Origin of the sequence: Ancylomarina sp., from assembly GCF_041555295.1 — a bacterium.
Taxonomy (GTDB): domain Bacteria; phylum Bacteroidota; class Bacteroidia; order Bacteroidales; family Marinifilaceae; genus Ancylomarina.
The window spans coordinates 1-12,524 of the sequence record NZ_JBFFKR010000087.1; the positions used below are offsets into that span (position 1 = coordinate 1).

General features: G+C 35.8%; 8 protein-coding genes, 1 rRNA gene and 1 pseudogene. 4 read left to right on the plus strand and 6 right to left on the minus strand.

What is annotated here, in order from left to right; translation table 11 throughout:
- The 4 genes from rrf to ABY905_RS08265 form a co-directional block, all read left to right on the plus strand.
- A 5S ribosomal RNA gene (rrf, locus tag ABY905_RS08250) occupies positions 1–98 on the plus strand; the annotation flags it as partial.
- Positions 99–458: 360 nt separating this feature from the next.
- Complete coding sequence (locus ABY905_RS08255) at positions 459–2,222, plus strand: Ig-like domain-containing protein (protein WP_372642432.1); 1,764 nt, start codon at positions 459–461, stop codon at positions 2,220–2,222.
- Positions 2,223–2,234: 12 nt separating this feature from the next.
- Positions 2,235–2,546 (plus strand): MTH1187 family thiamine-binding protein, encoded by a 312-nt coding sequence (locus tag ABY905_RS08260; protein ID WP_372642434.1) that lies wholly within the window; start codon positions 2,235–2,237, stop codon positions 2,544–2,546.
- Positions 2,547–2,556: 10 nt separating this feature from the next.
- Positions 2,557–3,396 (plus strand): DUF3108 domain-containing protein, encoded by an 840-nt coding sequence (locus ABY905_RS08265; RefSeq protein WP_372642436.1) that lies wholly within the window; start codon positions 2,557–2,559, stop codon positions 3,394–3,396.
- A 9-nt stretch (positions 3,397–3,405) separates the two neighbouring features.
- On the opposite strand, the gene ABY905_RS08270 is transcribed toward ABY905_RS08265, so the two are convergent.
- The 6 genes and pseudogenes from ABY905_RS08270 to ABY905_RS08295 form a co-directional block, all read right to left on the minus strand.
- The gene (locus ABY905_RS08270) at positions 3,406–4,521 is read right to left on the minus strand and encodes a glutaminyl-peptide cyclotransferase (RefSeq protein ID WP_372642438.1); all 1,116 of its coding nucleotides are present in this window, start codon (positions 4,519–4,521) and stop codon (positions 3,406–3,408) included.
- A 126-nt stretch (positions 4,522–4,647) separates the two neighbouring features.
- Positions 4,648–6,123: a cysteine--tRNA ligase gene (gene cysS, locus ABY905_RS08275; protein ID WP_372642440.1), complete on the minus strand. Its 1,476-nt coding sequence runs from the start codon at positions 6,121–6,123 to the stop codon at positions 4,648–4,650.
- 157 nt (positions 6,124–6,280) lie between these two features.
- Positions 6,281–8,653: a penicillin-binding protein 1C gene (pbpC, locus tag ABY905_RS08280; protein ID WP_372642442.1), complete on the minus strand. Its 2,373-nt coding sequence runs from the start codon at positions 8,651–8,653 to the stop codon at positions 6,281–6,283.
- Positions 8,654–9,042: 389 nt separating this feature from the next.
- The gene (locus tag ABY905_RS08285; protein ID WP_372642444.1) at positions 9,043–9,627 is read right to left on the minus strand and encodes a hypothetical protein; all 585 of its coding nucleotides are present in this window, start codon (positions 9,625–9,627) and stop codon (positions 9,043–9,045) included.
- A 232-nt stretch (positions 9,628–9,859) separates the two neighbouring features.
- Positions 9,860–10,558 carry a hypothetical protein gene (locus ABY905_RS08290; protein ID WP_372642446.1) on the minus strand — a complete coding sequence of 233 codons (699 nt, stop codon included), beginning with the start codon at positions 10,556–10,558 and terminating at the stop codon, positions 9,860–9,862.
- Between the two features lie 122 nt (positions 10,559–10,680).
- A pseudogene (locus ABY905_RS08295) lies at positions 10,681–12,524 on the minus strand (alpha-2-macroglobulin); the annotation flags it as partial.

The window sequence follows — 12,524 nt, forward strand, 5'->3', positions numbered from 1 at the left end:
GCAATGGGGTTCCACCTCTTCCCATCCCGAACAGAGAAGTTAAGCCCATTAGCGCCGATGGTACTGCCGAAAGGTGGGAGAGTAGGTCGATGCCAACCTTTAAGCGTCTTGTTTCTTACGAAGCAAGACGCTTTTTTTGTGCCCTGAAATCTGGGGATAGTCTAATAACCCTAAGTTCCTTTATGAGATCCTCCTTATTAGAAATATCTTCCCTATATCTCAATAGCAATACTACATTTATAACGAATCGTTAATTATTACTTTTTACTCCCCTTGGTGCAGGTTTTCTTCATATAACCAATCAATATCAGTCCAAGTTGTATCTTTAATGGATTCTCAGACGTCTATTTCTTAATAAATCGAAATTAAAAACCTTTGACATAAGCATTTTGGCTTTATTAACTTATTTTTGTTTTTAATCTTTATAATTTTGTAGATCATTATCAAAACAAATCGAATTGAAAGCATTTACTAGTAAAATTCTTATTGGGTTGTTTATTTCTTCCCTAATTTATTCATGTGCAAACATGGGATATCCAGTTGGTGGACCTAAGGATGAAGAGTCTCCTGTTGTGGAAAAAACAGTTCCTCCTAATTTTTCAACTGAAGTTAAAGGTGGAAAAGTGAATCTCTATTTCAATGAATTTGTGCAGTTGAAAGATATCAACGAAAAATTTGTAGTATCTCCACCTCTTGATAGAAAGCCTACTGTGAACTTACGTGGTAAATCTATCTATGTTGATATGGGAGATAGCTTAAAGCCCAATACAACTTATACACTCGATTTTGCTGATGGTATCGCGGATAATAACGAAGGAAATCCTTTAGGTAATTTTCAGTATGTATTTTCTACAGGAAAAGAACTTGATTCACTAAGTATACAAGGCCACGCTGTTGATGCTTTTACTAATCTTCCAATTGAGAAAGTTCAGATTTTTGCTTACTCTAATCATCAGGATTCTGTCCCCTTGACTACTATTCCAGATTACGTTTCTCAAACCGACACTGCAGGGCATTTTAATTTGAGTAATCTGAAAGCTGGAACTTATAAAATCTTCGCTCTAATTGATGGGAATCGCGATTATAAATATAATGGACCAGGTGAAGTTATCGGTTTTTTAGATACTCTATTTACTCCGTCTGCTCATACCTTTCAGAAACTGGATAGTATATCTCCAGATTCATCGGCTCTAAGAACTTATACAGCTTTCAGTCCTGCTGATCTACACATTAATTTATTTGAGGAGGAAAATCCTTTATTATATCTAACTAAGTTTAATCGTTCTCGACGTGAGAAACTCGATTTTGAGTTCTCTTATAAAAGAACTGACGATTTAAAAATTGATATTTTAGAAATAGAGGACGATGCGAGTAGTTTTCTTATAGAGAGTAATAGTACTCTAGATACGTTATCGTATTGGGTTGTTGATTCTAATATTTACAAGAGGGATACTCTGACTGTTGTACTGAACTATTTAAAGACGGACTCAACTAAACAACTTGTTAGTTTTAGTGATACTTTAAAGTTGAATTTTAAAGATCCTAAAAAGGCAAAGCAAACAAAGAAGCAAGCTGAGAAATCTAAAATTAAGAAACCTGTTTTTGAGTTTAAATCGAGTATTAAATCATCTCACGATCTTAATAAAGATATTGAATTTGAGTTCAACGAACCTCTAGATAATTTTATACTTGATAGTATTCATCTTGTTAAGATGGTGGATACTTTAGAGGTTGCTGTACCTTTTGATTTTGTGAAAGATTCGGCCTTATTGCGTACTTATCACATGATTGTGAAATGGGAATCTGAAACCAGTTACCGTTTAGATATTGATTCAGCGACTTTTGAAAATATTTATGCTTTAAAAAGCGATACTTACACAAAGAAATTTAAAACGAAAGAGCTTGAGTACTACGGTAAAATACTTCTTCAAGTTGATCACGTTCATCAACCCGTTATAGTACAAGTTATCGAGAATAATAAGAACGAAACTCTAATACAGAGTAAAAAGATTTATTCTGATGGGCTTATTACTTTTGAGTATCTGGAACCAAAGACTTATATTATCAAAATTATTGAAGATTGGAATGATAATGGTAAATGGGATACGGGTAACTATAATTTAAACCTACAGCCTGAGACCGTTCATTATTTCCGTAAGGAGATTAAGGTGCGTTCCAATTGGGAGGTTGAAGAGAATGTTGTTATATCTCACGAACACTAAACAACTAATATTATGTCGGCACTTTTAGAATTTGCTATTTTTCCAACAGATAAGGGCGATAGCGTTAGTCAATATGTCAGTCAAGTTATTGAAATGATTCGCGAAAGCGGTGTCGATTATCAATTAACAGCAATGGGCACTCTTATAGAAACTGAGACTTTTCCTGAAGCACTGGAGATCGTAAATAGAGCTTATGCCATTCTTGAACCACATTCTGACCGTGTTTATTCAACAATGACTGTTGATATTCAGAAAAACAAACACAATCGCCTTAAGTCTAAGGTTAGTTCGATTGAGAAAAAAATTGGTAAAGTGAATCTTTAATATTTCTGATGTGAGATATCTTCTTTTTATTCTCGTATTAATTTGTTCGATTGGTCAATTAAAATCTCAGGAGAAATCAGGAATTGAGAATTTTGCTTTTCAGTCAGGTGAAAAATTGACCTTTAGAGGCTACTACAATTGGGGTTTTATATGGGTTGCAGCAGGAGAAGTGAAGCTGGAGGTTAAGAACGAATCATACTCTGACAAGCCAGCCTATAAAATTGAAGCTTTAGGTAGAAGTTTAAAGGCTTTTGATTGGTTTTTCAAGTTACGTGACACGATTTCATGTTATGTTGATACAACGAGTTTAAAACCCTATTATTTTGATCGTAAAACGCATGAAGGAGACTATATTGCTCGACATGAATATTGGTTCGATTACGATAAGGATCAGATATACTCGAAAATAAGAAAGAGACAAAAGCCTGAAAAAAAAGATACACTTGAGAATAAATCAATCAGCTCTGATATTGTATCGGTTGCCTATTATACGCGTAATTTAGATTTTTCAAAATATAAAAAGAAAGAAAAAATCCCACTTCGTATGCTCATTGATAATGAGGTGCACAATTTATATATCAGATATAAAGGGATAGAAAACGTGAAACTTAAAAGTGGAGAAGTTTACGAGTGTTTAAAATTTTCTCCAATGTTGGTAAAAGGCCATCTTTTTCAAGGTGGAGAGGATATGACCATTTGGGTGAGTAACGATAGTAACCGAGTTCCAATTATGGTTGAGGCAAAAGTATTAATAGGGAGTGTTAAAGGCCTTCTTAGTTCATACGAAGGCCTAAGATCAACACGAAATTCTCATTTTAAAGGGAGATCTGGAAAGTTGGAACTTGATTAAACAATCGATTTAATCAATCTTTATTTCCAGAAGTTTAGACCAACGTTTTCCTGTTACAAATAGGCGATTGTTTATAGAATCGTAAGCAATACCATTAAGTACATCGTCACCTTCAATTAGTTTACGCTTCTCAGCAGGACTCAGAATATCTTCCAAATTTAAACTACTTTCAACCTGACCGGTTGTAGGGTTAATAATAACAATTGTATCAGTTAGCCATACGTTGGCGTAGATTTTACCATTGATATATTCCAGTTCATTCAAAGTATCCACTTCACCTTTCTCGTCGTAAACTTCTATTTGGCCTATTTTACTATAGTTGTTCGGATCAACTAGCGTTAATTTATTACTTCCATCAGATATAACAAGTTTGTTATTCATAGTTGTAATTCCCCAACCTTCACCATTAGCTGTTGGTGGTCTGAAAAAATCCTTTTGCGAGAAGTCTTCAGCATCTATAACAAAAGCTTTTTGTGCTCGCCAGGTTAGTTGAATGATGTTTCCATTATAGTAGGTAATACCTTCTCCAAAATAGTTTGGTTCTAGTTTTCTATCGAATACACTCTCTCCCTTTATGATATCGATTTTACGAAGAGATGATTCCCCGTGTTGGCCAGTTCCTTCGTACAAATAACCTTCATGGTAGAATAAGCCTTGAGTATAGGATTTTACATCATGAGGAAAGGTATTAACAACTCTATAAGTCAATTCCTTTGGCGCAATATTCGATTTGATATTATAGTACGATGAGATATTTCCTCTTTTTCCATCCTCATGAAAAGCTACTATTTGAAAATTATGCTTACCCATCGTCTTTTCATTTGCAATATGTGAAAAAGTCCAGGGGTCAGATGAAATTGTTTGGTTTACCTTGCCATCAATGAATAGTTGTAAGGAATCTATAGCTTCAGAATTCTTTCTTTGTTTGATTGAAATTTCAATTGTATCTCCTTGAGCAAAAACCTTAGCACGCTCTGGATTCTTTAACTTTAAACTACGAATGTACTCTATAACCTTAGTTTGAGCTTCGTTTTCAGTTTTAGATAAAGTTTTATGAGCTCCGTTTCCATTACAAGCCGTAAGTGAAACAAGACATAAGGAGATAATTAGCGATTGAAGTTTCATATTTTAAGAAAGAGGTAAAATTATAATAAACGAGAGTATACTCCGAAGACCAAAGTTAAACTAATGATATTAATTTAACAATTGATTAAAAAAAAGCTGCTCAATAAATATTGAGCAGCTTTTGTATTATTTAATGAGTTCCCATTCTGAACCATCTTTTGTATCCTTTATGGCAATACCATAACTGATTAATTCATTACGAATTTTATCGGCTGTTGCCCAATCTTTATTTTGCTTGGCTTCGTTTCGAGTTGTTAGTAATAAAGAAATAAGCTTATCTAGAATCTCATTGGTTCCCCCATCAGCTTCCTTTTCATTTTTCAATCCCAATACGTCGTAAACTAAATCCTGATAAAGTTTCTTAAGTGATTCAAGCTGCTCAGCTGTGATTTGTTCTTTTCCGGCTGCTAATGAATTGATCATTTTTACACCATCGAAAAGATGAGCAATAAGAATTGGCGTATTAATATCGTCGTTTAATGCAGCATAAGCCTTTGTTTTTAGCTCTTCAACATTAACTGTTGATTCTGCTCCAGCTTTAATTTTATCAAGGGTTGCTATAGCTGCCATTAATCTATTAAAGCCTTTTTCTGCAGCTTTTAGTGCATCATTCGAAAAATCGAGAGGACTACGGTAATGCGCTTGTAGAATAAAGAAACGAATAGTCATAGGACTATAAGCCTGCTCTAACACATCATTATCACCAGCAAAAAGTTGATCGAGAGTAATGAAATTACCCAATGATTTTCCCATCTTCTGACCATTGATGGTGATCATGTTGTTGTGCATCCAGTAACGAACTGCTTCGTGACCATGTGCTCCTGTTGATTGTGCAATCTCACATTCGTGATGTGGGAACTGTAAGTCTAATCCACCACCATGAATATCGAACTCAGCACCTAAATATTTTTGACTCATAGCCGAACACTCAAGATGCCATCCTGGGAAACCATCGCTCCATTTCGATGGCCAACGCATGATATGCTCAGGATTCGCTTTCTTCCAAAGTGCAAAGTCAAAGCTATTCTTCTTTTCACTTTGTCCTTCTAGCTCGCGAGTATTTGAAATAAGGTCTTCAATTTTTCGCCCAGAAAGCTTACCGTAATCGTGCTTTTTACTGTATTTTTCTACATCGAAATAAACCGAACCATTACTTTCGTAGGCAAATCCATTTTCGAATAACTTTTCGATAAGTTCAATTTGTTCGATGATATGACCAGAAGCACGAGGTTCAATACTTGGCATTAGAACATTTAGATCATTCATATTGGTATGGTAGCGATCAGTAAAATACTGAACGATTTCCATTGGTTCCAATTCTTCTAAACGGGCTTTCTTTGCAATTTTATCTTCTCCTTCGTCAGCATCGTTAACCAAGTGTCCTACGTCGGTAATATTACGAACATAGCGCACTTTATAGCCAGAATGCTTTAAAAAACGAAATAATATATCGAATGTAATTGCTGGACGAGAGTGACCTAAATGAGCATCACCGTAAACAGTAGGACCACATACATATAATCCAACATGTCCGGGGTTAATAGGCGTAAACAGCTCTTTCTTTCGGCTGAGTGTATTGTAAATTTGCAAATTATTTTCCATCGTCATTGTATTTAAATATCAGCAATTCATACTTGTTGATATACAGCTTAAAATAATCAAAAGAATGATTGGTTTCTTTTGGGTGGGTAAAATTATAAAAAAATATGGCTTCAAAGCCTGATTATAAGCAATAATAGTCGTACGAAGAGATAGTTAACTATTTCTCACTCATTACCACCTCGAATCTTCGAGTTAAAACTTCACCCTTGTCATCTATTAATGTGAGAATATGTTCGCCCAAACTGGCAAATACTTCCTTTTGATGTACATTATTAGTGCTGCCTAAATATTCATTATCTATATGCCAATAAATCGTTGCTCCTGGAATACTATGGGCAGCCTGGAAAACTGATCGTTCGAGTAATCCTCCAAAATTCTTAGGAATAAAAAGGCGGGTGTTATTTTTTGGGTAAATAATATCGATGTTCTCATTATTCTGACTCATGCAAGTTTCTAAATAGGGTGGTCGAGTTTGGTACAATGGGTTTTTCCTCTGATAATACCATTCCATTGCTGGAGGTAAAACCATATACGATTTCTGAATCATATCGCTAACACGGTAACAATCGGCATTTACTCTATAATGGCCCGTCTTGTCTAAGTTGATTTGTTTACAATAGGGGCAAGCAATTGTACGTTCTCCAGCAATTGCAACATCTAAACTGTCTATTTCATTGCAATTGAATGAGGCTTTGTAGCCACTCTTTTTACAAACAGCTACTTTTACCATATCATCGTATGGTTTATCGAACCAAGTACTAGTTGGGAGCGATTTAAAAATATCGAATAAAATGGGTGCTGCTGTTGCGCCACCCGTTAAGCCCGGTCGTCCTTCGCCATCAGCATTACCAACCCATACAACTACGACATATTCGGGAGTAATACCAACCGACCATGCATCGCGATGACCAAAACTCGTTCCTGTTTTCCATGCGATTTTTCGTGATGACTTATATAGGCTCCAATTGACACCATCTATGGGTCTATCCATTTCGTTTAAAGCCTCGAAAGTGTGATAAACGGGAGCAGCTCCCATCATATCATTGAAAGATTTGTTCTTGACTTTATAAGTAAATGATGATTTATAGGAAGCTGGAAAATACAAATCGCTTGAATATTCTGAACTTTCGTCCGTATAGAATTGTAACATTCTGCTTAGGCTCGAATAGACGTTTCCAAGCTCCCATAAACTCACCTCAGCTCCACCCAATATCAAACTCAAGCCATAATTATCAGCCGACCGATTGATACTTGTGAATCCTAGTTCTCTAAGCTTATTCCGAAATTTTTCCACACCATATTTCTGAAGCATCAAAACTGCAGGAATATTTAAGGACCTTGCTAATGCATTGCTGGCTTTTACAGCGCCATCGTGTTTCTTATTAAAATTCTTTGGTGCATAGCCCGATATTTGAGTTGGAATATCAGCTAATAATGTGTGAGGCAAAAGCTGCGACTCCTTAATCATTAAGGAATAAAGGAGAGGTTTGAGAATACTTCCTGAGCTGCGATTACAAGATATTAAATCGACTTGATGGCCTGAATTGATATCCTGGCCAGGCGTGTTACCAACATAGGAAAGTACTTTCCCCGATTTCACATCGATAATTAAAGCTGCGGCATTCTGAATTTGATTTTTTCTAAGGCGTTTGTAATGTTGCTCAATAATCCGATTACACGATTGCTGAATATTGATATCTATACTGGTTTGAATCGATTTTCCTTGTTGCCCATCGTTTATGGCACGCGTTAATAGGTGAGGCGCTAATTGAGGTAAAGCTTTGGGTTTTTGTGGCAACTGTTCAGCCTTTGCCAATTCACAAGTTAAGGAATCGATAATTTCATTTTTAGCCAACTTATCCAGTAAGCGATTTCGCTTTGCTAATAAGATGCTATGGTTTCTGCCAGGATAAATTAATGATGGTGAATTAGGAAGAACAGCCAAAGTGGTTGTCTCTCCCCAGGATAATTTACTCGATGGGCGTCCGTAATATCGCCAAGAGGCTGTTTCCAATCCCACAACATTGCCTCCAAATGGCGCATGCGAGGCATATAAATTTAGAATCTCTTTTTTGGAATAGGATAACTCTATCCTGACTGATAGCACAAATTCGATCAATTTCTGATACAAATTCCTTTGCTTACCATCCCGACTCATACGAATAAGTTGTTGGGTAATGGTGCTGCCTCCACTTACAATACGATTCTCCGAAATATTCTGAACCAAGGCTCTACCAATAGAGAAGGGGTTTACGCCTGGATGATAATAGAAGTACTGATCTTCGAAATGAATTAGAGCTTGCTCGTATTTATAGGGAATGCTATCGCTTGCAGGGAATCGCCATTGCCCATCGGGAGCAATTTGAGCTGCCAACAAATGATTGTTTCGATCGAATAGTAAACTTGAATAAGGTGTATTGAAAATTGGTTGAGGCAAGCTAAGCCAGAACCAAATGAATAAAACAGCAAAACTCCCAAGCTTTATGAGGTTTGGAAGTTTTATCAGAGAATTTAAGGCTTTTGGCTTCATTAATTATTTAGGCTTGCAAATTTTGTTATTTCTAAAAATCATTTTTTTGCTTTGCAGTTTGTGCATTCGTTAAAAAAGCAATTTGTCAGCTTATGCAGTTTTGGCATTCGTTAAAAAAGCAATTTGTCGGCTTATGCAGTTTTGGCATTCACTAAAAAAGTGTTTTTTGAAGCTATGCAGTTTGTGCATTTGTTAAAAAAGTAATTTGTCAGCTTATGCAGTTTGTGCATTCATCCAAAAATCAATTTCTTAGGTTTTGTTGGGCTTTATATCCTTGCTGCCGCACGATTTTATCGTGTGGTTTTATTTTTTTAATTAAGGAACGCGATACTACCGAAACGAAGTGGAGTTTAGCGAAGCTAATTGCGCACCAGAGGGGTAGTTGTTCCTTACACCATTTTCATTTCAAAAGACGCTTTTTCTTTTTTTAGCATAACTTTCAACGAATCCGATAATGCTCTATAGAATGCATCCATAGCTTTAAAATCAAACTCATAACAATAACCTTCCTCACCAAATTCATAAACATATCTCCAATTCTCAAAGGAGTCACTATGTATCTCTAGTAGGTTTTTTATTTCATTAAAATTTGATTCCTTAGAACGGTCAGTGTTATTATCACCAACACTAATTGCTATTTTATATGCTGGTAGAGAGTCAACTTTTATATTTTCCTTTTTATAAAGTTTGTATGATGTTTCAATATTTTGTTTTGTTTGTTCCGAGAGGGTTTGATAAAGATCATATAACTTATGTCCCCAAGGGTTTTGTCTCAAGTCATAAAATATTGTAGCTTTTAATAGGATTTCTGTAGCGAAACTAAAATTTACTACTCCAGGTGGGATCCAAATATAACCATGATCATTTTTTACTTCATGAGAGTGTTTTGCTACAGATAAACCAGTTTGGTAGAAACCTTCAGCAATTTCGATTGCAAATTGATAATTCGTTTCTTTTTTTTTCTTTTTTCCCATTATGAAATAGTGTTATTGTTTCATTTTAATTACCCACAACGATCTTTCTAATTTGCGTAGGCGATTAAAACAGTTGTCTTATCAAACCACTAAATAAGCAAGCCGTGTTAACTTATTTATATTTTTAAGCAAACCAATTTAATTGGCTTGCTGGTGTTTATTAATTAAACTAGGCTTTCAAAATGCGTTATCAACGCCCATTAAATTTAGCTTTTGTTTAGCACAAGTACTTTTATGGATGAAGTGACAAATTAAGTTTTAATTTATCAAATCGATAAACTTTAATCATTTTAGTATCGGTGTAACACTCCTTTAAATACTTCTTCAAATTCGTAAATTTGGTTGCTTTGAATTTTCCATTTTTAGTATAAAAAACACCATCGGAGTAATAGATCGTGTGACTAATCGAATCCAATGGATCAATGAATGCAAGCAGAACATTATCGGGTAGTTTTGTTTTCAAATTCCGCTTGGGATGAGTGTTAAAGGTCATAATTTCGTCAAAATAATGATCAACAATTTGATGTATGGTTTTTACTCCAATAAATGTTTTCTTATTAAATACTCTTTGATTCCCGAAACCATTACTATCAAAATATCTTTCTAAAGCATATGAATAACAATTTTGCCCACTGGTTTTCATAAATTGCATGAATTCTTGACGCCCCTTTTCAGTATTCAAGCTAGTGTTACCACTAAAAGCCTTGTTCATTTTTTCAAAATCGAACGTAAGCTCTTGATCTTGTATTTTAACTCTCAATGTATCATTTAACCAAATGGTATGAATCACGACATTATTTTCATTAATTTCAAGCGTATCTATAACTCTACCTTCAATTTTCTCTTTAATTAAAGATTCGTTCTGACAGTAGCCTGTACAAGAAATAGCAATAAAAAATGAAATTGTAATAAGCTTATAAATTCTTCTCATCATTGTGTGTATTTGTGCTAACGTATGGGTAAAGTACAATGTACTTTATCCCACTTATCTGCCGCTTTTGTAATTTGTTGTTATTCTTTTTTCTTATCAATCACGAATACAAAACACACTTACTATTTTGAAGCTTTTAGCGTATCACTTTTCGTCTTATCTGAAACAGCTGCTTTTACAGGCATAGGTGATACAACCGTTACCCATTTACCTGCTTGGCTAGCGTTGATATCATTATCGTACATCGCCTCACAATACACCGTTGGCAAATAGAATCGCCCAAGATAAGCCGCATTTAAGATCACCTTATACTTCTTGGTTTTGTTTTTTGCTATATCGAAATAAGTATAAACTCTATCGTCACGTATGTCCTGATAGCGCGATTTATCACCTGATTCAGTTGTCGTATTTCCTTCCATTCTTAGGTTACGAATTTCCCAACCCGATGGGAATATTTGAGTCAAGGCCATTTCTTTATAATCGACCTTAATACCCGGATGCGAGATACTCACCTCGGCCACAAAATCGGTGCCTTGTACCAAACGACTAGGATCTAGTTTTTCACCAGTCAGGTTGTAATAATTTACCTGCATTTTTAAATGATTGGCCGAAGATGTTGAGTCGCCAAGCAAAGGAATACCTTCTAACTGTAACTTCGCAAATAAAATTTGATCGCTGGTGTTTGTCACCTTTATCTGATGTGAATTAATCGCATCGATACTTAATTCTTTTTGCGAAATAGGCGATGTTGTATTTATCGACTTAGCGTTTTTCTTATCGACAGTGAAGTCATATTTTAAATCAACTTTATCGGTGCCCACACCAACAAATTTAGATATTGCCAAAAGAGAATAGGCTGTTGTTTGGGTACTCATCCATTTGTCTGAAGATAATTTATCAGCCAAATCGTCAAGTACATTCTTAGCCTTCACTTTGTCGTTCATCAACACAAGGGTTTCTAAAATCATGGCTTGGTCGCGTTCCGAGCTTCCATAAGAATAAGACATCTCTTTGTAATCTCGCACGCTGATATCTAAATTCGAGATAATCGCTTTAGCAACACTTTCGCGTCCGGCCAGCTGATAGGCTGCTGCCAATCTCCATCGCGATACGGTCGATAAATTATTCATCTCTCGCATTCTATTCATGGCTCCCAGTGCAGGTTTGCCAGCTAAAGCTAAAGTGTAAAGTCGGTAAGCTTGTATTAATTGGTCGCTACGGTAGTAGTACTTGCCACTATTCGAAGTCCAATCGTTGGCTCGCTTAGTCTGAAATGAAACCCATTTACCCAAGAATCCCACTGGTAATTGGTAACCTTGCGCCTTGGCCTCTAACATAAAATGCCCTGCATAACTCGTTCCCCAATCACTAGGATACTCGTTGTACGAATCTGGCCAATACGTCATGCCTCCACCCGTTACTTGGAATTTCTTTAAACGCTTGATGCCTTCGCGGATATTGTCTTCAATCTTTTGCTTATCCTCTTCGCTTATATCCATAAGTTTAGCCAAATGCAATTGAGGAAACACCGACGATGTGGTTTGCTCTATGCAGCCGTGTGGATATCGAATTAAATATTCAAGTCGTTGTCCCAAATTAATTGCAGGAATACGCGAAATCTCGAGTATGCTTTTGTTGGTACCTTCTATACCAATGGCCTTAAAACTCTCAGTCCATGTTTTACCGGGTTCAATGGCATATTCAATCACTTTATGGATGGAAGGATTAGGCAAGCGAACATCTAATTCTACTGAATACTCAGCACGTTCGCCACCGCTAGTTGCAATAATTTTCACTTTCCCGATACCGATGTTTTCACTCAGTTGTAAATCGAAGTACAACATTTGTTCGCCTTGCTTTTCGAAAGTCAAATTCTGCGATTTGCTACCTTTAATCTTAAACAAGTCATTTGTTTCCAGGCTTACCTTTACATTTTTAATATCATCCTTCATTGTAAAAATGGTAA

Coding starts and splice junctions, on each gene's coding strand:
- ABY905_RS08260 (WP_372642434.1), top strand. CDS start 2,235: ATGTCGGCACTTTTAGAATTTGCTATTTTTCCAACAGATAAGGGCGAT.
- ABY905_RS08270 (WP_372642438.1), bottom strand. CDS start 4,521: ATGAAACTTCAATCGCTAATTATCTCCTTATGTCTTGTTTCACTTACG.
- cysS (WP_372642440.1), bottom strand. CDS start 6,123: ATGGAAAATAATTTGCAAATTTACAATACACTCAGCCGAAAGAAAGAG.
- pbpC (WP_372642442.1), bottom strand. CDS start 8,653: ATGAAGCCAAAAGCCTTAAATTCTCTGATAAAACTTCCAAACCTCATA.
- ABY905_RS08285 (WP_372642444.1), bottom strand. CDS start 9,627: ATGGGAAAAAAGAAAAAAAAAGAAACGAATTATCAATTTGCAATCGAA.
- ABY905_RS08290 (WP_372642446.1), bottom strand. CDS start 10,558: ATGAGAAGAATTTATAAGCTTATTACAATTTCATTTTTTATTGCTATT.